At 64.0% G+C, this 22,281-nt stretch carries 19 protein-coding genes and 1 tRNA gene; 4 read left to right on the top strand and 16 right to left on the bottom strand.

What is annotated here, in order from left to right; genetic code table 11:
- The first annotated feature begins 120 nt into the window (after window positions 1-120).
- Window positions 121-372 (top strand): helix-turn-helix domain-containing protein, encoded by a 252-nt coding sequence (locus QZ471_RS23520; RefSeq protein ID WP_295468451.1) that lies wholly within the window; start codon window positions 121-123, stop codon window positions 370-372.
- A gap of 233 nt (window positions 373-605) precedes the next feature.
- Here the strand turns inward: QZ471_RS23520 and QZ471_RS23515 are convergent.
- The 4 genes from QZ471_RS23515 to rpsU all read right to left on the bottom strand — a co-directional run bounded on the left by QZ471_RS23515 (window position 606) and on the right by rpsU (window position 4,991).
- Window positions 606-682 (bottom strand) — tRNA-Ile (locus QZ471_RS23515).
- A 104-nt stretch (window positions 683-786) separates the two neighbouring features.
- Window positions 787-2,640, bottom strand: coding sequence for an RNA polymerase sigma factor RpoD (rpoD, locus tag QZ471_RS23510; protein ID WP_150340532.1), 1,854 nt, complete (start codon window positions 2,638-2,640; stop codon window positions 787-789).
- A 77-nt stretch (window positions 2,641-2,717) separates the two neighbouring features.
- A complete protein-coding gene (gene dnaG / locus QZ471_RS23505) occupies window positions 2,718-4,625 on the bottom strand; it encodes a DNA primase (protein WP_295468448.1) in 1,908 nt (635 codons plus the stop codon).
- Between the two features lie 150 nt (window positions 4,626-4,775).
- A complete protein-coding gene (rpsU, locus tag QZ471_RS23500) occupies window positions 4,776-4,991 on the bottom strand; it encodes a 30S ribosomal protein S21 (protein ID WP_007159750.1) in 216 nt (71 codons plus the stop codon).
- A gap of 205 nt (window positions 4,992-5,196) precedes the next feature.
- Between rpsU and tsaD the strand changes: the two genes are divergently transcribed.
- Window positions 5,197-6,222 (top strand): tRNA (adenosine(37)-N6)-threonylcarbamoyltransferase complex transferase subunit TsaD, encoded by a 1,026-nt coding sequence (gene tsaD, locus QZ471_RS23495; RefSeq protein ID WP_295468445.1) that lies wholly within the window; start codon window positions 5,197-5,199, stop codon window positions 6,220-6,222.
- Window positions 6,223-6,267: 45 nt separating this feature from the next.
- Here the strand turns inward: tsaD and plsY are convergent, their stop codons facing one another.
- Complete coding sequence (plsY, locus tag QZ471_RS23490; RefSeq protein ID WP_295468443.1) at window positions 6,268-6,837, bottom strand: glycerol-3-phosphate 1-O-acyltransferase PlsY; 570 nt, start codon at window positions 6,835-6,837, stop codon at window positions 6,268-6,270.
- Between the two features lie 109 nt (window positions 6,838-6,946).
- On the opposite strand from plsY, the gene folB reads away from it, so the two are divergent.
- Window positions 6,947-7,300, top strand: coding sequence for a dihydroneopterin aldolase (folB, locus tag QZ471_RS23485; RefSeq protein ID WP_295468441.1), 354 nt, complete (start codon window positions 6,947-6,949; stop codon window positions 7,298-7,300).
- Window positions 7,297-7,830, top strand: a complete 534-nt coding sequence (gene folK / locus QZ471_RS23480; RefSeq protein WP_295468439.1) for a 2-amino-4-hydroxy-6-hydroxymethyldihydropteridine diphosphokinase — start codon at window positions 7,297-7,299, stop codon at window positions 7,828-7,830. Before folB ends, folK begins: the two co-directional genes overlap by 4 nt.
- A 315-nt stretch (window positions 7,831-8,145) precedes the next feature.
- Here the strand turns inward: folK and QZ471_RS23475 are convergent, their stop codons facing one another.
- From QZ471_RS23475 to QZ471_RS23425, 11 genes are all read right to left on the bottom strand, one after another.
- Window positions 8,146-9,264 carry a multifunctional CCA addition/repair protein gene (locus QZ471_RS23475; RefSeq protein WP_295468437.1) on the bottom strand — a complete coding sequence of 373 codons (1,119 nt, stop codon included), beginning with the start codon at window positions 9,262-9,264 and terminating at the stop codon, window positions 8,146-8,148.
- Window positions 9,265-9,315: 51 nt separating this feature from the next.
- A complete protein-coding gene (locus QZ471_RS23470) occupies window positions 9,316-10,857 on the bottom strand; it encodes a SpoVR family protein (protein WP_295468435.1) in 1,542 nt (513 codons plus the stop codon).
- On the bottom strand, window positions 10,854-12,125 hold the full coding sequence (locus tag QZ471_RS23465) for a YeaH/YhbH family protein (protein ID WP_295468433.1): 1,272 nt from the start codon (window positions 12,123-12,125) through the stop codon (window positions 10,854-10,856). The genes QZ471_RS23470 and QZ471_RS23465 overlap by 4 nt, the downstream gene beginning before the upstream one ends.
- A gap of 76 nt (window positions 12,126-12,201) precedes the next feature.
- On the bottom strand, window positions 12,202-14,124 hold the full coding sequence (locus QZ471_RS23460) for a PrkA family serine protein kinase (RefSeq protein WP_295468431.1): 1,923 nt from the start codon (window positions 14,122-14,124) through the stop codon (window positions 12,202-12,204).
- A gap of 602 nt (window positions 14,125-14,726) precedes the next feature.
- On the bottom strand, window positions 14,727-15,053 hold the full coding sequence (gene glpE / locus QZ471_RS23455; RefSeq protein WP_295468429.1) for a thiosulfate sulfurtransferase GlpE: 327 nt from the start codon (window positions 15,051-15,053) through the stop codon (window positions 14,727-14,729).
- Entirely contained in the window at window positions 15,050-15,871 is an 822-nt protein-coding gene (locus QZ471_RS23450) for a symmetrical bis(5'-nucleosyl)-tetraphosphatase (protein ID WP_295468427.1), read from the bottom strand. The genes glpE and QZ471_RS23450 overlap by 4 nt, the downstream gene beginning before the upstream one ends.
- A gap of 8 nt (window positions 15,872-15,879) precedes the next feature.
- The gene (gene apaG, locus QZ471_RS23445) at window positions 15,880-16,266 is read right to left on the bottom strand and encodes a Co2+/Mg2+ efflux protein ApaG (protein WP_295468425.1); all 387 of its coding nucleotides are present in this window, start codon (window positions 16,264-16,266) and stop codon (window positions 15,880-15,882) included.
- Window positions 16,267-16,294: 28 nt separating this feature from the next.
- The gene (rsmA, locus tag QZ471_RS23440) at window positions 16,295-17,086 is read right to left on the bottom strand and encodes a 16S rRNA (adenine(1518)-N(6)/adenine(1519)-N(6))-dimethyltransferase RsmA (protein ID WP_295468423.1); all 792 of its coding nucleotides are present in this window, start codon (window positions 17,084-17,086) and stop codon (window positions 16,295-16,297) included.
- A gap of 87 nt (window positions 17,087-17,173) precedes the next feature.
- Window positions 17,174-18,169, bottom strand: coding sequence for a 4-hydroxythreonine-4-phosphate dehydrogenase PdxA (gene pdxA, locus QZ471_RS23435; RefSeq protein WP_295468421.1), 996 nt, complete (start codon window positions 18,167-18,169; stop codon window positions 17,174-17,176).
- Between the two features lie 50 nt (window positions 18,170-18,219).
- Complete coding sequence (locus QZ471_RS23430; RefSeq protein ID WP_059231939.1) at window positions 18,220-19,515, bottom strand: peptidylprolyl isomerase; 1,296 nt, start codon at window positions 19,513-19,515, stop codon at window positions 18,220-18,222.
- Entirely contained in the window at window positions 19,496-22,225 is a 2,730-nt protein-coding gene (locus QZ471_RS23425; protein WP_295468419.1) for an LPS-assembly protein LptD, read from the bottom strand. Before QZ471_RS23425 ends, QZ471_RS23430 begins: the two co-directional genes overlap by 20 nt.
- Window positions 22,226-22,281 lie beyond the last annotated feature (56 nt).

Genomic DNA, 22,281 nt, shown 5'->3' with positions numbered 1-22,281 from the left:
GTGTGTGATCCTTCGGTGGCTCCAGCTGGGATAGCCTGCTGCGGGCGATAGAATTAGCTTTACTGGTCTCTTGAGTTCCGTATACGTTACAAATCATAGAATTTGTTATGTATACGGAACATGGATAGCGAGCTGATCAGCCAGCGTCTCGGCGCCCAACTCCGCCAGCGTCGTGTCAATCGAGGCTTGACCCAGGCGGATCTTGCCGAGCTGGCGGGGTTGACCCGTCAGAAGGTCATCGCCGTGGAGCGAGGAGATCCGCGGGTCGGTATGGCAGCCTATGCGCGCGCACTTGCAGCCTTGGATTGTGAACTGGCGGTAGTCCCCGCTGCCTTGCCGACACTGGACGAGATCCAAGGGATATTCGACTGATGAAGACCCGGATGCGAGTCGCCATGCCTGCAGGTGAAAGCGGAACTCTCGTGGCTCAGGATGGCGACTGCCTGTTCCGTTACCAAGACAGTGCTTCGACACGGGCTGCCATCCGGCACTGCGCTGCGCCCTTCGTGCAGACGTTCGGCTGAAGCAGTAGGGCTCAGGAAAGACAGGGCAAAAGCCCAAATCCCAGGCATGAAAAAGCCGCGCAACGCGCGGCTCCTGAAAGCTGGTGGGCCCACACGGACTCGAACCGTGGACCAAAGGATTATGAGTCCTCTGCTCTAACCAACTGAGCTATAGGCCCTATAGCGCGGTGGAGTATACCGGGGTGGGGGAGGATCGCCAAACCCTTGTCGGGCATAAAAAAACCGGAGCCTGGGCTCCGGTTTTTCGTACAGCGGCTGCGCCTTACTCGTCGAGGAAGGAGCGCAGGTGTTCGCTGCGGGACGGGTGGCGCAGCTTGCGCAGCGCCTTGGCTTCGATCTGGCGGATACGCTCGCGGGTGACGTCGAACTGCTTGCCCACTTCCTCGAGGGTGTGGTCGGTGTTCATGTCGATGCCGAAGCGCATGCGCAGCACCTTGGCTTCACGGGCGGTGAGGCCGGAGAGCACGTCGCGGGTGGCTTCCTTGAGGCTTTCGCTGGTGGCCACTTCGATCGGGGACTGCATGGTGCTGTCCTCGATGAAGTCGCCCAGGTGCGAATCCTCGTCGTCGCCGATGGGCGTCTCCATGGAGATCGGTTCCTTGGCGATCTTGAGCACCTTGCGGATCTTGTCCTCGGGCATCTCCATGCGCTCGCCCAGCTCTTCCGGGGTCGGCTCGCGACCCATCTCCTGCAGCATCTGGCGGGAGATCCGGTTCAGCTTGTTGATCGTCTCGATCATGTGCACCGGAATCCGGATGGTACGCGCCTGGTCGGCGATGGAGCGGGTGATGGCCTGGCGAATCCACCAGGTGGCGTAGGTGGAGAACTTGTAGCCACGGCGGTATTCGAACTTGTCCACCGCCTTCATCAGGCCGATGTTGCCTTCTTGGATCAGATCGAGGAATTGCAGGCCGCGGTTGGTGTACTTCTTGGCGATGGAGATCACCAGACGCAGGTTGGCCTCGACCATTTCCTTCTTGGCGCGGCGGGCCTTGGCCTCGCCGATGGACATGGCGCGGTTGATGTCCTTGATCTGGGCGACTTTCAGCTCGTAGTCACGCTCCAGCTCGGCCAGCTGGGTCTGCTTGGCCTGGATGTCGGCCTGGAAGCGCTCGAGACCTTCGGCGTACTTGGGCTTGCCCTTGAGCAGGCCGGCGGTCCAGTCGGTGTTGGTCTCGTTGCCCGGGAAGTGGCGCAGGAAGTCGGCACGCGGCATGCGCGCATCGCGCACGGCCAGTTGCATGATGGCGCGCTCGAGGCCACGCACCCGCTCCAGTGCCTCGCGAACGCGGGTCACCAGGGCTTCGTACTGCTTGGGCACCAGCTTGATCGGCGAGAACAGCACGGCCAGGGCGACGAATTCTTCCACGGTGCGATCATCGTCGCGGCCATGTTTCTTCATCACCTTCTGGGTCTTGTCCAGCTGCTCGGCGACCGCGCCGAAACGCAGGCGGGCTTCTTCCGGATCCGGACCGCCGTCGCCTTCTTCCTCGTCGGCGTCGTCGCTCTCTTCCTCGTCGTCCTTCTCGTCGTCCACGGCCTTGGCATCGGTGGCCTTGTTCGGGACGGGCAGCTCTTCGCTCTCGTTCGGCAGGCTGCCGTCATCGGGATCGATGTAGCCGGCGAGGACGTCGGACAGGCGACCGCCTTCGGTGGTGACGCGGGTGTATTCGCTGAGGATGTAGTCGACGGTGCCCGGAAACTGGGCGATGGCGCCCATGACTTCGCGGATGCCTTCCTCGATGCGCTTGGCGATCTCGATCTCGCCTTCGCGGGTCAGCAGTTCCACGGTACCCATTTCACGCATGTACATGCGCACCGGGTCGGTGGTGCGGCCGACATCGCTCTCCACCGCGGCCAGGGCGGCGGCGGCTTCTTCGGCGGCGGCTTCGTCGGTATCGGTCTCCGCCAGCAGCAGGGCATCGGCGTCCGGCGCGGTCTCGAATACGTTGATCCCCATGTCATTGATCATGCGGATGATGTCTTCCACCTGTTCCGGATCTGAAATATCCTCCGGTAGGTGGTCATTGACCTCCGCGTAAGTCAGGTAGCCCTGCTCACGCCCACGGGCGATCAATTCTTTCAGACGGGATTGCTGTTGCGCTTTTCCGGACATAGGTACCCTTCCACTGAAGGCTTAGGCGGGCAAAAATAAGCTGAACATTATAGCCGGTTAGACGGTGTCCGTGCTAGTTAGGTCACGGTGCCCGCTGGACGGCTAAGGAGTTCGCGTAGGCGGTCCTTGTCTTCGGAGCTCAGCTCGCTCTGTCGCGCCTTGCGTAGGAGTTGCTCCAGCGAGCGATCACGCTGGCTGGCGGCTAACCTCGTTATGGTGTCGAAAAACTGTTGTTCAAGGTTATCGCCGGCGATCAGCCATTCTTTTTCCGCCAGGGCGCGCAAGAGCCGTCCCTGTTCGGTGCCGTGCCAGCGAGCGATGAGTTGCAGGGTGCTCTGCCCTGGTTTCTTCTGCAGTGCCTCGACCAGGGCGACCAATAGCTGGGCGTACTGATCGCTTTCCTCGGCCAGGTTGCGGGCATCCTGCACCGCCTGGGCCAGGGTCGGGTGGTGCAGCAGGCTGCGCAGCGCGGCCAGTACGGGGGTTTCCACCTTGACCGGCGGCTGGCGCGGAATGCGTTCACCGCTGCCCTTGCCATTGAAGTCCTTTTTCCAGCCCTTGCCGTCGCGCCCGCCCTTGCCCTCACGGCGTGGCGTCCATTGCTGCTGGGTCGGCGCTTCCTCGGCATGGGCGTAGGCATAGTCGCCATAGTCCGACGGCGGGGCGTCCTGCGGCGGGGCGGCCGGTGCCAGCTGGTTCAGGGCATCGTTGCCGAGGCCGGTGAGTTCGCTCAGGCGCTGGCGCATCAGCAGGCGCAGGTTGTTACCCGGAATCTTCTCGATCAGCGGGGCGGCCAGGGTGGCCAGGTGCGCCTTGCCCTCCAGGGTGGCCGGGTCCGCCTCGATCATCAGTTGCTGGAAGAAGTATTCGGCCAATGGCTGGGCCTGCTGGACGAAGCGGGCCTGGAAGGCGTCCGCACCCTCGGCGCGTACCAGGCTGTCCGGGTCCTCGCCTTCGGGCAGGAACAGGAAGCGCACGCGGAAGCCGTCCTTGAGCACCGGTAGCGCCGACTCCAGGGCGCGCCAGGCGGCACTGCGGCCGGCCTGGTCGCCGTCGAAGCAGAACAGGATGCTCGGCACGATGCGGAACAGGCGCTTGATGTGCTCCTCACTGGTGGCGGTACCCAGGGTCGCGACGGCATTGCGGATGCCTTGCTGGGCCAGGGCGATGACGTCCATGTAGCCTTCCACGACGAGGATCTCGTCCAGGTCGCGGTTGTGCTTGCGCGCCTCGAACAGGCCGTAGAGTTCCTGGCCTTTGTGGAATACCGGGGTCTCCGGCGAGTTGAGGTACTTGGGCTTGTCGTCGCCCAGCACCCGGCCGCCGAAGGCGATGACCCGGCCACGGCTGTCGCGGATCGGGAAGATCACCCGGTCGCGGAAGCGGTCGTACCTCTTGCCGCTCTCGGCGTTCTCCACCAACAGGCCGGCGTCGAACATGGCCTTCTGCTGCAGGTCGTCGCCACCCAGGTGCTTGCCCAGGTTGTCCCAGCCGGGCGGGGCGAAGCCCAGGCCGAAATCACGGGCGATCTCGCCGGTAAGGCCGCGCTTCTTCAGGTAGTCCACCGCGGCCTGGCGCTTGGGGTGGTTGCGCAGCGCCAGGCGGTAGTATTCCGCGGCGGCGGCCAGCAGGGGGTAGAGCGGGGAATCCGTGGGTTGCCGTGGTTTGCGCCGGCCGCCGCTCTCTTCCCGCGGTACGTCCACGCCGGCCTTTTTGGCCAGTTCCTCGACCGCCTCGGGGAATTCGAGGTTGTCGTGGTCCATGATGAAGCCAAGGGCGTTGCCGCCGGCGCCGCAGCCGAAGCAGTAGTAGAACTGCTTGTCCGGGCTGACGCTGAAGGAGGGCGTCTTCTCGTTATGGAAGGGACAGCAGGCCATCCAGTTCTTGCCGGCCTTCTTGAGCTTCACCCGCGCGCCCACCACCTCGACGATGTCGGTGCGGTTGAGCAGGTCGTCGATGAAGCCTTGCGGGATGAGTCCGGCCATGGTCAGCGTCTGGATGGAGGGGCGAAGATCGGCGGATGAAGCGAGGAGAGCAGTCTAGCGCCAGAGTGCGCCAGGGCGAAGCGGGGTGATAGAAACGAACAACCCGACCAGGGGTCGGGTTGTTTGATAACGCCAGGAGAACGCTGTAACTCAGTACAGGCGCTCGCGACGGCGCTGCTCGCGCTGTACTTTCTTGGCGTGGCGCTTGACCGCGGCGGCAGCTTTACGCTTGCGCTCGGCGGTGGGCTTTTCGTAGAACTCGCGGCTACGAACTTCGGCCAGTACACCGGCCTTCTCGCAGGAACGCTTGAAACGACGCAGCGCTACGTCGAAGGGTTCGTTTTCTTTGACTTTGACGTTGGGCATCCAGGTCGTACCTTCAAATTTACCGAGGTTTAATCCAACGCTAGCGGCAAAAGGGCACGGGAAGCGTCGGTTTTTAAGGGTTGCGGATAGTAACGCCTCAACCGCCCCGCTGCCAAGCCCCGGCGGACGAAAAGCGCTGGCCGGTGCTGGAAGCGGCGCTTATCATGCGCAGCCTGACATTCTATACCCTCGAAGGCTTATCTCCATGCGTGTTCTGGGACTGGAAACGTCCTGCGATGAAACCGGCGTCGCGCTCTACGACAGCGAACGGGGCCTGCTGTCCGATGCGCTGTTCAGCCAGATAGATCTGCACCGCGTCTACGGTGGCGTGGTGCCGGAGCTGGCCTCGCGCGACCACGTCAAACGCATGCTGCCGCTGATCCGCGAAGTGCTGGACGCCGCGGGCAGCCGCCCGGACGAAGTGGACGCCATCGCCTATACCGCCGGCCCCGGCCTGGTCGGTGCCCTGCTGGTGGGCGCGGCCTGCGCCCAGGCGCTGGCGCTGGCCTGGGGCGTACCGGCCCTGGGCGTGCACCATATGGAAGGTCATCTGCTGGCGCCCATGCTCGAAGAGACGCCGCCGCAGTTTCCCTTCGTCGCCCTGCTGGTGTCCGGCGGCCACACCCAGCTGGTGCAGGTCGATGGCATAGGTCGCTACACCGTGCTGGGCGAGTCCCTGGACGACGCTGCCGGCGAGGCCTTCGACAAGACCGCCAAGCTGCTGGGCCTGAGCTATCCCGGTGGACCGGAAATCGCCCGGCTGGCCGAGCGTGGCGTGCCGGGTCGCTTCGTCTTCCCGCGGCCCATGACCGATCGGCCGGGGCTGGAATTCAGCTTCAGTGGTCTGAAGACCTTCACCCTCACCACTTGGCAGCGCTGCCAGGCGGCTGGAGACGACAGCGAGCAGACCCGCTGCGACATCGCCCTGGCTTTCCAGACGGCGGTGGTCGAGACCCTGGCGATCAAGTGCAAGCGCGCCCTGAAGCAGGCTGGGCTGAAGTCGCTGGTGATCGCCGGTGGCGTCAGTGCCAACCGTGCGCTGCGCGAGAACCTGGAGCAGATGCTCGGTGAGCTGGGTGGGCACGTCTTCTATGCCCGCCCGCGCTTCTGCACCGACAACGGCGCCATGATCGCCTATGCCGGTTGCCAGCGGCTGCTGGCTGGCCAGCAGGAAGGCCCGGCCATTGCCGTCAAGGCGCGCTGGCCCATGGAGCAACTGGCGGCGCTCTGAGACGGGTGGAGGACGTAGCGGGGCAATCCCCAAGCGGCACCGGGGTCAAAAATGACGCTCGGTCCCCTGGCGCAGGGCGCGCAGATTGTGTCTATGGCGAATCAGGATAAGCACGGCGAGCAACAGCATTGGCGCCAGCAGATCCGGGCGCTGCCAGGCGAACAGCGGCAGGATGCCGAGCATGGCGATCAGCGATGCCAGGGAGGCGATCCTCAGGCTGGCGAACACCGCAGCCCAGAGGACCAGGCCCAGCAGGGCAGCCGGTGGATAGAGCCCCAGCAGCAGACCGGCGGCCGTGGCCACGCCCTTGCCACCCCTGAAGTGAAAGTACAGTGGATAGAGGTGGCCGATCACGGCGGCGAGGCCGATCCAGGCCTGTTGCAGTGGGGAGAGTCCCAGCTGCTGGGCGATGAGCACCGGAACGAGGCTCTTGGCCAGGTCGCCGGCCAGGGTCAGCAGCGCCAGCTTGCGCCCGGCCAGGCGCAACATGTTGCTGGCCCCGGGATTGCCGGAGCCGTCGTGACGCGGGTCGCGGGTGCCGAACAGGTGACTGAGCAGCACGGCGAAGGACAGCGAGCCCAGCAGATAGGCCAGCAGGAGCAGCAGCCAGAACATGGTAGGGTTCCGCGCCAGAATATGGTTCGATTCTACCGACAGCCCGCCGCCTGACGATAGGCCGGCGGCGACGATCAACAGAGCACGGCAAAGGTGCGAGGCGAAGGCAGTGGACAAGGTTTTCATCGAGGGGCTGGAGGTCGACACCGTGATAGGGGTGTACGACTGGGAGCGTGACATCCGCCAGTGCCTACGCATCGATCTCACCATGGGCTGGGACATCCGTCCTGCCGCCGAGCACGACGAACTCGAGCACACCCTGAACTACGCGGCTGTGGCCGAGCGCATCACCACCTTCGCCCACGAAACATCCTTCGAACTGGTCGAGACCTTCGCCGAGCGGCTGGCTGCCTTGCTGCAGGCGGAGTTCGGCCTGCCCTGGCTGCGCCTGCGCATCACCAAACCCGGCGCGGTGCCGACCGCCCGCGGCGTGGGCGTGGAGATCGAGCGGGGCCAGGTGTGATCCGGGTCTACCTGGGGCTGGGCAGCAACATCCAGCGCGAGCGACATCTAGGCATGGCCTTGGACGAACTGGCGACGCTGTTGGTCGACCTGCGGTGCTCGCCGGTCTTCGAGAGCGAGGCGGTGGGTATCCGCAGTGCGCCCTTCTTCAATCTGGTGGTCGCGGGCGATACCGACCTCGATCCCGCGGTCCTGAGCCAGCAGCTCAAGGCCATCGAGACCCGCAGCGGGCGCTATGCGCCGGATCGCCAGGGCCTGCCGCTGGACATCGACATCCTGCTCTTCGGCGAGCTGACCGGCGAGGTCGCCGGCCTGACCCTGCCGCGGGCCGAGATCCTGCGCAATGCCTTCGTGCTCTGGCCCCTGGCGCTGCTGGCCGGCGAACGACGGCATCCGGGCGATGGCCGTCGCTTCGACGAGTTGTGGCAGGAGATGCGTGGCCAGACGACCCAGGTGTTGCGCCCGGTGTCCTTCAGTTGGCAGGGGATGGATCTCACCCCGCCGACATTGCTTGGCGTCGACCTGGCGTAGCGCCTTTATGTTTGGCTGAGTACAGCGGGCCCAAGATTATCTTGTGAGGGTCACCTTCGGCTTTCGGGAGCATCGCGGCCATGGGCCGCTCCTACAAAAGCCTCACCCACTGTAGGAGCGGCCGCATCGGCGGACCGCCATGGCCGCGATAAAGTGCGATAAGAACAGTTGTTCCTTCCTACAGAAGCATCGATCTCTAGTAAGGGCGGGTCGCTAAGGCGCATAGGCATGGCCGTGATATACGCGGGTTCCTGCGTCGAAGCCCAGCATCGGGTTCGGTCTGGCAGCGTTGGGCTTCGCTGTGCTCAACCCCACCTAAGAGAGTTGTGCCAGGGCGTCGATACGCGCCTGCTTGAGCGCCTCACCTAGGGCCGCTCCCTTGAAGCCCTGGGCGACCAGAGGCTGGACGTCCACTCCGCGCACTGCCTCGGCGGCCTGGCGCAGCAACGCCAGGGGCGGCTGCCCTTCGTCTGTCCTGACCGCTGCCGCACAGGCGCAGGCTTGCAGGAATTCATCGAAGCGCGCCGGTCGCCGCAGCACATCGAAACCTTGCAGCAGCTCGAACCAGGCTTCTGGCGTCAGGCGTTCTGCTTGCAGCGCGGTAGGCCAATGGCGGGCCAGCAAGAGCGCCAGTTCTGCGGGGTCGCGCGGCACCTTGAGACGGGCGTTGATCGTAGCGTGTTGTTCCTCGGGCACGTCCAGCAGCAGGCAGGCCCAGCGCACGTTCAATGGGGCCTGCACCTCGGCGGTCCGGCGCAGGGTGGCATAGAGTTGATCGGTTGATCCGGGCGCAGAGCGGGCTACCAGTTCGGGCAAGAGCACGGCCAAGGCGCCGCAGTCGTGCAGCATGCGAATGAAGACGTCCGGGCGGTCTTCGAGCAGGGCGCGGGAGATTTCCTTCCACATTCGCTCGGCGGTCAGGGCGTCGAGTTCGCCGCTGGCGACCATCTCCTGCATCAGTCGCAGCGTCTCCGGCGCCACTTCGAAACCCAGGGCGCTATAGCGGGCGGCGAAGCGGGCAACGCGCAGCACGCGCAAGGGATCTTCAGCGAAGGCCGGGGAGACGTGGCGCAGCAGGCGCGCGTCGAGATCGGCGCGACCCCCGTAGGGATCTATGACGTTGCCGTGATCGTCCTCGGCCATGGCGTTGATGGTGAGGTCGCGGCGGATCAGGTCCTGTTCGAGGGTGACGTCCGGTGCAGCATGGAAGGTGAAGCCGCCGTAGCCGCGCCCGCTCTTGCGTTCGGTGCGGGCCAGTGCGTACTCCTCGCCGGTTTCGGGATGCAGGAACACCGGGAAGTCGGCGCCCACCGGGCGATAGCCCTGGGCGGCCAGGGTTTCGGCATCGGCACCCACCACGACCCAGTCGACCTCGGTGACCGGCCGGCCGAGCAGGCGATCGCGGACGGCGCCGCCCACCTTGAAGATTTGCATAGAAAAAGACCTCCTTGCGGAGGTCTAGGATAGCGGAAAGAGGCTCGGGGCTCAGATCGGCGAGGCCAGGTCCAGGCGCCGATCATGGTCGCGGCTCTCGTGACGCGGTGGGACGTGGAAGCTCTGGGCGATTTCCTCGCCCCTCATGCTCTCCAGGCGGATGTCGAAGCCCCACAGTCGATGCAGGTGCTTGAGCACCTCGTCCGTGGAATTGCCCAGGGGTTTGCGGTCGTGCTGGAAGTGCCTCAGGGTGAGGGATCTATCGCCGCGACGGTCGACGTTCCAGATCTGCACGTTGGGCTCGCGGTTGCCCAGGTTGTACTGGGCAGCGAGTTGTTCGCGGATCAGGCGATAGCCGCCGTCGTCGTGGATAGCCGCCACTTCCAGTTCGTCGCGCTGGTCGTCATCGAGGATGCTGAACAGCTTGAGGTCGCGGATCACCTTGGGCGAGAGGAACTGGAGGATGAAGCTTTCGTCCTTGAAGCTCTTCATGGCGAAGGTGACGGTGGCCAGCCAGTCGCTGCCAGCGATATCGGGGAACCAGCGACGGTCCTCGTCCGTGGGGTTCTCGCAGATCCGGCGGATGTCGCGGAACATGGCGAAGCCCAGGGTGTAGGGGTTGATGCCGCTGTAGTAGGGACTGTCGAAGCCCGGCTGGTAGATGACCCCGGCATGGGATTGCAGGAATTCGAACATGAAGCCGTCGGTGACCAGGCCTTCGTCGTAGAGGTCGTTGAGCAGGGTGTAGTGCCAGAAGGTGGCCCAGCCCTCGTTCATCACCTGGGTCTGGCGCTGGGGATAGAAGTACTGGGCGATCTTGCGCACGATGCGGATCACCTCGCGCTGCCAGGGCTCCAGTAGCGGCGCATGCTTTTCCAGGAAATAGAGGATGTTTTCCTGGGGTTCGGCGGGGAAGCGCGCGCCCTCGTCATGCAGCTCCTTGCCAGCCAGCTTGGGAATGGTCCGCCAAAGGTCGTTGACCTGGCGCTGCAGCTGCTCCTCGCGCTCCTTCTGCCGCTGGCGTTCCTCGGCGGCGGAAATGGGGTAGGGCCGCTTGTAACGGTCCACGCCATAGTTCATCAAGGCATGGCAGGAATCCAGCAGCTCTTCCACGGCATCGATGCCATGGCGTTCCTCGCACTGGGTGATGTACTGCTTGGCGAACACCAGGTAGTCGATGATGGAGCTGGCATCGGTCCAGGTACGGAACAGGTAGTTGCCCTTGAAGAAGCTGTTGTGGCCATAGCAGGCGTGGGCGATCACCAGCGCCTGCATGGTCATGGTGTTCTCTTCCATGAGGTAGGCGATGCAGGGATCGGAGTTGATCACGATCTCGTAGGCCAACCCCATCTGGCCGCGGCTGTAGTGCTTCTCGGTGCGCAGGAAGTGCTTGCCGTAGGACCAGTGATTGTAGCCGATGGGCATGCCGACGGAGGCGTAGGCGTCCATCATCTGCTCGGCGGTGATCACCTCGATCTGGTTGGGATAGGTATCCAGGGCATAACGCTTGGCGATCCGGGCAATCTCCCGGTCGTAGGTCTGGATCAGCTCGAAGGTCCATTCCGAGCCGGTGGAAATGGGTTCACGTTTCATGACACGAGTCTCCGCTGGAACAGTTCGCGGAACACGGGGTAGATATCGCCCGCCGAGACGATCTGCTGCTGCGAGAAGGTATCCGGGAAGCTGCCACGGACGTTCTCGTACTCATACCACAGCGCCTGGTGTTCGCGCGGGGTGATCTCTACGTAGGTGTAGTACTGCATGAACGGCAGGATCTGCTTGGTCAGGATCTCCCGGCAGATGGGGGAATCGTCGTTCCAGTTGTCGCCGTCGGAGGCCTGGGCGGCATAGAGATTCCACTCGTTGACCGGATAGCGCTCGGCCATGACTTCCTGCATCAGCTTGAGGGCGCTGGAGACGATGGTGCCGCCGGTTTCTCGGGAATAGAAGAACTCTTCCTCGTCCACTTCCTTGGCGCTGGTGTGGTGACGGATGAACACCACCTCGATGCGCTCGTAGTTTCGCTTGAGGAACAGGTAGAGCAGGATGTAGAAGCGCTTGGCGATGTCCTTGGTGGCCTGGGTCATGGAGCCGGACACGTCCATCAGGCAGAACATCACCGCCTTGGAGCTGGGGCTGGGTTGCTTGGAGAGCAGGTTGTACTTGAGGTCGAAGGTGTCGAGGAAGGGCACCTTGTCGATGCGCGCCCGCAGCCGCTCGATCTCGGCTTCCAGGGTCTGGATGTCGCCCAGGTTATCCGGCTCCTCCACCCGCAGCCGTGCCAATTCGGCCTTGGCTTCGCGCAGCTTGTTGCGACTACCGCCGGACAGGGCGATACGCCGGGCATGGGAGGCGCGCAGGGTGCGGATGATGTTGATGCGGGCGGGATTGCCCTCGTTGCTGATACCGGCGCGGACCGTCTTGAAGGTGTCGGTACCGGTCAGTTGCTTCTTGACCAGGTTGGGCAATTCCAGGTCCTCGAACATGAAGTCGAGGAATTCGTCCTGGGTGATCTGGAAGGCGAATTCGTCCATGCCTTCGCCGCTGTTGCTGGCTTTGCCCTGGCCTTGCCCGCCGCCGCCACCCTGGGGGCGCGGGATGCGTTCACCGCTGACGAATTCCTTGTTGCCGGGATGGACGATGGTCTGGCGTCCGCCCTTGCCCTGATAGAGGGCGGGTTCGTCAATGTCGCGGGCAGGGATGCTGATCTGCTCGCCATGCTCCATGTCGGTGATGGAGCGCCGGCTCACGGCTTCCTCGACCGCCTTCTTGATGTGCTCGCGATAACGCCGCAGAAACCGCGTGCGGTTCACAGTGCTCTTGTTCTTGCCGTTTAGACGCCGGTCGATGACATAACTCATACAGGCCCTCCGGGCTATTGCAGGACGCCGCGACGACGCGTCTGGCGCGCCGTCGCGGGTTCAGCCTCAGGCTGCCTTACTGCGACTTGCGTACCCGTGAATACCACTCGGACAACAGTCGTACCTGCTTCTCGGTGTACCCGCGCTGGACCATGCGGGTGACGAAGTCGCTGTGCTTCTGCTGATCTTCCTTGCTGGCCTTGGCGTTGAAGCTGATGACCGGCAAGAGCTCCTCGGTGTTGGAGAACATCTTCTTCTCGATCACCGCACGCAGCTTCTCGTAGGACAGCCAGCTCGGGTTCTTGCCGTTATTGTTGGCACGGGCGCGCAACACGAAGTTGACGATTTCGTTGCGGAAATCCTTCGGATTGCTGATGCCGGCCGGCTTCTCGATCTTTTCCAATTCCTCGTTGAGGGAGGCGCGATTGAGGATCTCGCCAGTTTCCGGGTCGCGGTATTCCTGATCCTGAATCCAGAAGTCCGCATAAAGCACATAGCGGTCGAAGATGTTCTGGCCGTATTCGCTGTAGGACTCGAGGTAGGCGGTCTGGATCTCCTTGCCGATGAACTCCACGTAGCGCGGCGCCAGGTATTCCTTGATGAATCTCATGTAGCGCTCGCGGGTCTCGGCCGGGAACTGCTCGGCCTCGATCTGCTGTTCCAGCACATAGAGCAGGTGTACCGGGTTGGCTGCTACTTCATTGGCGTCGAAGTTGAAGACTCGCGAGAGGATCTTGAAGGCGAAGCGGGTGGAAAGGCCGTTCATGCCCTCGTCGACCCCGGCGCTGTCGCGGTATTCCTGGATCGACTTGGCCTTGGGATCGGTGTCCTTGAGGTTCTCGCCGTCGTAGACGCGCATCTTCGAGTAGATGTTGGAGTTCTCCGGCTCCTTCAGACGCGAGAGCACCGAGAACTGCGCCAGCATCTTGAGGGTGTCCGGCGCGCAATGCGCCTTGGCCAGGGAGCTGTTGACCAACAGCTTGTCGTAGATGTGGATCTCGTCAGAGACGCGCAGGCAATAGGGCACCTTGACGATGTAGATCCGGTCGATGAAGGCCTCGTTGTTCTTGTTGTTGCGGAAGGTGTGCCACTCGGATTCGTTGGAGTGGGCCAGGATGATGCCGCTGTAGGGCAGGGCGCCGAGGCCCTCGGTGCTGTTGTAGTTGCCTTCCTGGGTCGCGGTCAGCAGCGGGTGCAGGACCTTGATCGGGGCCTTGAACATCTCCACGAATTCCATCAGGCCCTGGTTCGCCCGGCACAGGGCGCCGGAATAGCTGTAGGCATCCGCATCGTTCTGCGGGTATTCCTCCAGCTTGCGGATGTCCACCTTGCCCACCAGGGCGGAGATGTCCTGGTTGTTTTCGTCGCCCGGTTCGGTCTTGGCGATGGCGACCTGGTTGAGAATGGAGGGGTAGAGCTTGACCACCTTGAACTTGCTGATGTCACCGCCGAATTCCTGTAGCCGCTTGGCCGCCCAGGGCGACATGATGCTGCGCAGGTAGTGACGGGGAATGCCGTAGTCCTCTTCGAGGATCTGGCCGTCTTCGTCGGGATTGAACAGCCCCAGGGGCGATTCGAACACCGGCGAGCCCTTGATGGCGTAGAAGGGGACCTTCTCGATCAGGTGCTTGAGTTTCTCTGCGAGGGACGACTTGCCGCCACCCACCGGGCCGAGCAGATAGAGAATCTGCTTCTTCTCTTCCAGGCCCTGCGCCGCGTGGCGGAAGTAGGACACGATCTGCTCGATGCAGTCTTCCATGCCATGGAAGTCGGCAAAGGCGGGATAGCGACGAATGACCTTGTTGGAAAAGATGCGGGATAGACGTGAGTCGCTGGTGGTATCCACCAGCTCGGGTTCGCCGATGGCCATGAGCATGCGCTCGGCGGCACTGGCAAAGGCGGTACGATCCTTCTTGCAGATCTCAAGGTATTCCTGAAGGGAATACTCTTCCTGACGAGTCGCTTCGAAACGCTCCTGGAAGTGACTGAAAATGCTCATGACGTCTCCTCGCTGGATACCCTGGACCAGCTTGGAATCGATGCCTGGAGCCTTGCCTTGCTGCCGGTGGGGAGCGGTCACGCCGGGCGACGAACGATAACGTCTGAACTACCTTCGCTGTCGTCTTGCCTGATCGATCCTTATCGCCTGCAGAGTAGGGTTGGGTTTCGAGAGACGCACGAAGGAGACCGATGGAGACGGTCCCCCTGGAATTCCCCCGAATCTCCAGTGGTTACACCGATGGTCCAAAGCCGGTTATCGAGCCCGACGTTTCCGCCGAGCCTGATTCCAGAATAGTCCTATCTGCGAGATGTGGAAGAGCCAATTCGGTTTATTCTTGTAACCACAGCGTCAATCGTCTGTGTTATGCGGACTGCTTGCGCGTTCAGAGCCTGCTCAAAGGCTCATGAGCTAAGGCCAAGTCACGCCTAGGCGGTCTCGCGAAAACACCTCGCGAAGCGGATCGGACTCGCGCTCGACCGGGCTCACGAACGGGTTTACGAGTGCTGAATGAGTATTGCGGCGGGGCTGCCCAGGCCGGTCTGGCGACCCAGGCTCTTTTCAATGCAGTTTGGCCGATGCGCAGCAGCCTTTGGATAGGCTCAGGCCTGACCGCTCTCGGTCTGGTCGGGATAGCGGGTGCGCCAGTGCTCGAAGCCGCCGTCGACGCTGTAGACCTGGCTGAAACCCTGGCCGGCGAAGAAGGCCGCCGCGCTCTGGCTGGAGTGGCCGTGGTAGCAGAACACCAGCAGCGGCGCGTCGAGATCGGCGGCGGCGATGAAGTCGTGGATGTTCTGGTTGTCGACCCGCAGCGCCCCGGCCACGTGGAGGCTGGCGTAGCTGTGCGGATCGCGGATGTCGACGATGCGGGCGCCCTGGTCGCGCAGTTCGAGGGCGCGTTCGGGGGAGATACAGGTGAATTCGCTCATTTCTTCTCCTTGCAACTGCACAGATAACGGCGCTGGCCGTCGACGTCGAGCAGGGTCATGTCGCCACCCCAGACGCAGCCGCTGTCGAGCGGCTCGACATTGGGCGCTGCGCAGCGACCCTTTAGCGCGGCCCAGTGACCGAAGAGGATGCGCACGTCGCGGGTCAGCCGGTGCTCGTGGCTGAACCAGGGGGCGAAGCCGGCCGGCGCGCTGTCCAGGCCTTCCTTGCTCTTGAACTCCAACTGGCCTTCCGGGCTACAGAATCTCATGCGCGTCAGGTAGTTGGTGATCAGACGCAGACGCTCTTGGCCCTGCAGCTCATCATGCCAGAGCGCCGGTTCATTGCCATACATCTGCTCGAGAAAAGGCACATGGGCCTGGTCGTCGCGCAGCACGGCTTCCACTTCGCCGGCTAGGCTCAGCGCCTGGGCTAACGTCCACTGGGGTGGCAGACCGGCATGGACCAGCACGCAGTTGCGTTCGGCATCGTGCTGGATCAGCGGCAGGTGGCGCAGCCAGTGCAGCAGTTCGTCGCGATCCGGTGCGGCGAGGATGTCGCTCAGGGTGTCCTGCTTCTTCAGCTTGGCGCCGCCCAAGGCCACCGCCAACAGATGCAGGTCGTGATTGCCCAGCACGCTCACTACCGAGTCGCGCAGGGCGTAAAGGTATCTCAAGGTTTCCAGCGACTGAGGTCCGCGGTTGACCAGATCACCCACCAGCCAGAGGCGGTCCTGCGCGGGATCGAAGCGGACCTCGTCGAGGAGGCATTTGAGCGGGTCGAGGCAACCCTGGAGGTCGCCCACGGCGTACAGCGTCATCGGCAGTCCTAGTGTAGCGAGCCCGGTACGGCCAGGCGGAAGGTGGGAATGGCAGCCTCGAAGGTATGACCATCGCTGGCGACCATCTGGTAGCTGCCGCTCATGCTGCCCACCTGGGTGGGCAGCAGGGTGCCGCTAGAGTAGCTGTGGGTCTCGCCTGGCGCGATCAGCGGCTGCTCGCCAACCACGCCCGGGCCGCGGACTTCCTGCACCTCGCCATTGCCGTCGGTGATGATCCAGTGGCGGCTGAGCAACTGCGCCGGTAGGCGACCATCATTGCGAATGCGCACGTCGTAGGCGAAGGCGTAGCGTTCCTGGCTGGCGCTGGATTGCTCGGGCAGGTAGCGGGTGGTGACCTGCACGGTGATGAGGTAGCGCGGATCGGACTCGGTCACGTGAATGTTCTCTACGAAGGGGAGGGACTCAGTGGGCCGCCAGCTGATTGGCCAGGCGCACGTAGGCGGCCAGGTCCAGTTGTTCGGGCCGCAGGCCGGGGTCGACGTCGGCGGCCTCGATGGCAGCGCTGTCCAGGGTGCCCTTTAGGGTGTTTCTGAGGGTCTTGCGGCGCTGGCCGAAGGCCTCGCGCACCACGCGTTCCAGCAGGGCTGGGTCCTTAGCGGTGTGCGGTCGCTCGCTGTGGGGCACCAGGCGCACGATGGCCGAATCCACCTTGGGCGGCGGATTGAAGGCGCCGGGCCCGACGTTGAACAGGTGCTCCACGCGGCAGTGGTACTGCACCATGATCGACAGTCGCCCCCAGTCACCATTGCCAGGCACGGCGGCCAGGCGCTCCACCACTTCCTTCTGCAGCATGAAGTGCATGTCGGCGATGACGTCGGCGAAGCTGAGCAGGTGGAAGATCAGCGGGGTGGAGATGTTGTAGGGCAGGTTGCCCACCACCCGCAGCCGCTCGCCATTGGCGATGCTGGCGAGGTCGTACTTCATGGCGTCACCCTGGTGCAGGGTGAACAGGGGGTTGAGGCCGAACTTGAGTTTGAGCAGCGGGATCAGGTCTTGGTCCAGCTCGATGACGTCGAGGTGCGCGCCACTGTTCAGCAAGCCCTCGGTCAGGGCACCCTGGCCTGGACCGATCTCCAGCAGCCGCTCGCCGGGCCGCCCATGGATGGCGCGCAGGATGCGATGGATCACGCCCGCGTCGTGCAGGAAATTCTGGCCGAACCTCTTGCGGGCGCGGTGTTGGTAGAGCTCGGTCATCAGGTGCTCCGGCGCAGGCGCCGAGCCTGCGATTCAAGACGGCAAAGACCCACCAGTTTAGCAGACCCTTTACCCCCACCGGAGCGCTCAGGTCACCGAACGGCGATGGGCCGCCATGGCGTAGGCGGTGTCGAGGGCCACCTTTAGACTGCCGGTGTCGATCCGGCCGCTGCCGGCCAGGTCCAGGGCGGTGCCGTGGTCGACCGAGGTGCGGATGATCGGCAGGCCCAGGGTCACGTTGACCGCGGCGCCGAAGCCCTTGTGCTTGAGCACCGGCAGGCCCTGGTCGTGATACATGGCCAGGACCGCGTCACAGTGCTCTAGGTGCTTAGGAGTGAAGAGGGTATCGGCGGGCAGCGGACCGACGAGGTCGAGGCCTTCGGCGCGCAGGGTGGCCAGGGCCGGTTCGATGATCTCGATCTCCTCGCGGCCCAGGTGCCCGCCTTCGCCGGCATGGGGGTTGAGGCCGCAGACCAGGATGCGCGGCCGGGCGATGCCGAAATAGCGACGCAGGTCGCCGTCGAGGATGCGGGTCACGTCCAGCAGGGTCTGGCGGTCGATGACATCTGCCACCTCGCGCAGTGGCAGATGGGTGGTAACCAGCGCGACTCTCAGGCCCGCGGTCGCCAGCAGCATCACCACCTGAGGCGTCGCAGTGAGTTCGGCGAGAAATTCGGTATGGCCGGAGAAGGCCACGCCGCCGTCGTTGATCACGCCCTTGTGCACCGGGGCGGTGATCATGCCGGCGAAGGTGCCGTCCAGGCAGCCTTGGCCGGCGCGAGTCAGGGTTTCCAGGACGTAGGCAGCATTGGCGGTATCGAGCTGGCCCGTGACCACGGGTGCACCCAGCGGGGTATCCCAGACGTGGAGCGCACCTGCCGGTGCGGGGCGGTCGGGCCAGGCGGCCGGCGATACCTCGATCAGGTCGATGGCGAGGCTCAGTTGGGCGGCGCGCGCGGCCAGCAGGTCGCGGCTGGCGATGGCGATCAGGGCATGCGGCTGGGCCTCACGGGCGAGCAGCAGGCAGAGATCGGGGCCGATACCGGCAGGTTCACCGGGGGTGAGGGCGAAGCGCAGGACCATGCACAGCTCCTGAAACAGACAGGCCGCAGGGGATGCCTGCGGCCTGGGGGTTACTGCTTGATCTCGACGTAGGCTTCGTCGCGGATCTGTCTCAGCCAGGTCTGTAGCTCCTGGTCGTACTTGCGGTTACGCAGGAGATTCAGCGCCTGCTGTTCGCGGGCCTGCTGGGTGTTGTCGGTGGCCCGACGGCCCAGGACTTCCAGGATGTGCCAGCCGAAGGAGGTACGGAACGGCTGCGACAGCTGGTTGACCGGCGAGTTGTTCATGACCTCGCGGAATTCTGGGACCAGGGACTCCGGGTTGATCCAGCCCAGGTCGCCGCCGTTGAGCGCCGAACCCGGATCTTCCGAGAAACTCTTGGCCAGGGTGGCGAAATCCTCGCCGTTCTGGATGCGCTCGCGCAGCCGAGCGGCCAGGCGCTGGGTCTCGGCATCGCTGCGCACCGCGTTGGGCTTGAGCAGGATGTGGCGGACATGGACTTCGTCGACGATGCTCGCCTCGCCACCGCGCTTCTCTTCCACTTTCAGGATCACGAAGCCACCGGGTACACGCACCGGCTGGGTGATGCCACCGACGCCGACGCTGCCGATCAGGCGGTCGAAGGGCGGGGGCAGCTGGGCGGCCTTGCGCCAACCGATCTCGCCACCATCCAGGGCGTTGTCGCCGGCCGAGCGGGCGATGGCCAACTGGTTGAAGTCGGCGCCCTGGCGCAGCTGGTTGTAGGTGTCCTGGGCCTGGCGCGCGGCGGCGTCGAGGCCCGCGGTACCGGCGTTGTCCGCGACCGGGATCAGGATGTTGGCCAGCCGATACTCTTCGGAGAGCTGCAGCTTGCCCAGGTCCGAGGCGAGGAAGTTCTGCACTTCCTGCTGGGTGACCTGAACGCGCTGGCCGACCTGGCGCTGACGCACCCGGCTGATCATCATCTCGCGCCGGACCTGTTCGCGGGCCGCGTCATAGGAGAGACCATCGCGGGCCAGGGCCTGGCGGAACTCGGCCACGCTCAGGCCATTGCGCTGGGCGATGGTGGCGACGGCCTGGTTGAGTTCGTCGTCGGAAATCTTCACGCCCATGCGCCCGGCCAGCTGCAGCTGGATGTCTTCCAGGATCAGGCGTTCGAGTACCTGCTGACGCAGCTCGCTTTCCGGCGGTGCCGCCGCGCCGCGGCGGGTGATGTTCTGCTTGACCTCGTTGAGACGCTGATCGAGCTGGCTCTGCATGACCACGTCGTTGTCGACGATGGCCACGACCTTGTCCAGCGGTACCACAGCAGCCTGAGCCAGAGGGGTAAGAGCGAGCGCCGCGCCCAGGGCGAGCGGGCGCAGGGCGTTACATAGCTTGGTCTTCACGTTCACGATAGCCTTGAATGCCTCTGTCCAGGAAGCCTTCGGTCTTGCCGCCGAAGACGTTGCCGAGCCCTTTGAGCACGATCTGCAGGAATACCCCGCGGTCGGCTTGGGAGCTTTGCGATGTGTAGTAGACGTCGTCTTCGCTCTTGAGCCAGTAGCGGCTGATCAGACGTAGCTTCCAGCAGCAATTGTCGTATTCGAAGCCACCGAAGGCTTCCAGGGTACGGCTCTTGTTGTAGTCGAACTGCCAGCGGGCGATGGCCGACCACTGCGGCACGATGGGCCAGATGAAGGAGATGTCGTGCTGGTCGATCTTGTAGTCGTCGCTGTTGTAGGTGAAGCGGCCGAGGTTGGGATCGTAGACCCGGACGTTGTCGCGGTAGCGATAGCCAAGGTTCAGGACCTTGCCCGGCTGGGCTTCCGGCTGGTAGTGGAACATGACGCTGCCGGAGTCGGTGTGGTGCAGCACCGGGTCCCAGTTGTATTCACCATTCACGCGCCAGTCACGGTTGAAGCGATACATGCCGGCCAGGGCATAGGGCGAGCGCGAGGTGGTGGCATCGGCTGGCAGGTCGTTTTCCAGGCCGGGCAGTTGGACGTCGCGGTCGCGGAAATAGAACAGCTCGCCAAAGCTTACGTTGGCGCGCTCGAAGCCATTGGGCTCGATGAAGCGGCTGGTGGCGCCCAGGGCGACCTGATTGGCATCGCCCATGCGGTCGGCACCGGTAAAGCGGTTGTCGCGCCACAACGAGCTGTAGCTGAAGGTGTACTCGCCGGTATCGAAGACCGGAATGTTGCTCTGGTCGCGGTAGGGTACATAGAGGTACTTGGCGCGGGGTTCCAGGGTCTGTTTGCCACCTTCGCCGAACAGGTTGGAACTGCGGTCGAAATAGAGGCCGCTGTCCAGGCTGAACAGGGGGACGCTACGACTGGGATTGCTGTCGTAATTGCCACCGGACTGCGCGATCTGGTTCTGGCCCTGGGTGTCCAGATCCAGGTCGTACTGGGTGTAGTAGTAACGTACCGCGGGGGTCAGGAAGCCCCAGCTCTGGGTCATGGGCAGGGCGATACCGGGCGCCAGGTTGTAGCGATTGCCGTTGGCACGAGCCAGGCCAAAGATATTGACGTCGGGGCGGGTACGGATGTTGGTCCGGTTGCCGTTGTCATCCAGATCGAAGTAGACGTTGTCGTCGAAGCTGCGCTCGAAGCGTACCGCCTCGGTGTCGTAGGTGAAGTCCAGGCCGCCCGGATGGTAGGGCAGGGCACCGTTGACGGTCAGCTGCGGCAGGCGGTTGTAGGGCGTCACGTCGGAAACGGTCGCCAGCTGGTAGGCCTGGGCGTTGAGTGCGGCGGTGAAGGTGTCGCCGCGGTAGGTCAGGCGCCCCTGCTGGTTGACATAGGTCGGCTTGTTGATGCCGAGGTCGGTGTCCAGGTCCTGGAAGTAGTAGGGATCGCTGATGCGGGTGTAGTCCACCTCGGCCATCAGGCGCGAATCCAGGCCGCTGCGGTTCTTCCAACCGTACAGCCAGCGGTTGTCGGTGGCTTCCGGCTCGCCGGCGTGCTCGGGATCGCTGTCCTTGAGGTAGGAGCCGTAGACCTGGCCTTCGCTGCTGTGGGTCAGGTAGCGGAACTCACCCTCGGTCTGCAGGCCGTGCTTGGCCATGAAGCGCGGATAGAGGGTGGCGTCGTAGTTGGGCGCCAGGTTGAAGTAGTAGGGCGTGGTGATCGCGAAGCCGGTGTCGCTGGAGGTGCTGATCGAGGGCGCCAGGAAGCCGGACTGCCGACGGTCGTCGATCGGGAAATAGATGAACGGTGTGTAGAGGACCGGGATGTCCTTCACCCTCAGGGTGGCGTTGGTCGCGTAGCCCAGGCCGGTCGCCGGGTTCAGGGTGACGGTGTTGCCCTTGACCTGCCAGGCGTTGCTGCCTGGTTCGCAGGTGGTGTAGGTGCCGTCCTTCAAGCGGATGATGGCGTCGTCGCCGCGCTTGGCGTAGAGCGCGCTGCCGCGGGCATGGCTCTGGTGCATGACGAATTCGGCGTTGTCGACCTGGACCTGGCCGTTGTCCAGCTGCAGATCGGCCTTGTCGCCGACCATCAGCAGGCCGTTGTCGCGGAATTTGACGTTGCCCTTGAGCTCGCCGCGATTCTCCAGTTGGTGCAGGTTGGCTTCCTGGGACTCCACCTGCATGCCGCCCTGACGCAGAACCACGTCACCGGCGAGGGTGGCCACCTGCTGCTCCTGCTCGTAGCGCGAGGCCTTGGCGGAGATGTAGGTGGGAGCCTTGGCGGTCGGGGTGTCGTCGTACATGCCCGGACGCACCGGCTCGACGTAGGCGCCGCTGCAATAAGGCGCGGTCTCGGCCAACTGGGCCGGGGTGAGTCGATCGCGCGGGACCCAGTCCAGGTGACTGTAGTCGGCGCTGCGGGACTTCAGGGCGCGGCCCTTGCTCTCGGTCACCAGCACAGCGTCGTCGCCCTTGCGCGCGGCGGGCTGCGCCGCGACACCCGCGGTCTCGCCCTTGCTCGGACGCGGCGGCAGCGCCGCTGCCGGGGCCTGGGTGTTGCAGGACCAGCCACCGCCAGCACCGGCACTACAGTTGAACTGCTCGGCGGGCGCGGCGATCAGGGCGGTGACGGGCTGCATGGCGAGCAGGCTGCCGGTTACCAAGAGGGGAAATTTTCTGCGAAACGCGGGGGTTTTCACGGCCATCCTTAAAGTCGTCCTGCACGCCAGCCATTAAGGGGCCGCGGCCTCTCGATGGGCTC

Origin of the sequence: uncultured Pseudomonas sp. (genome assembly GCF_913774235.1) — a bacterium.
Taxonomy (GTDB): domain Bacteria; phylum Pseudomonadota; class Gammaproteobacteria; order Pseudomonadales; family Pseudomonadaceae; genus Chryseomonas.
Note: the sequence above shows the minus strand (reverse complement) of the source record. Positions and strands in the feature narration are given on the sequence as shown.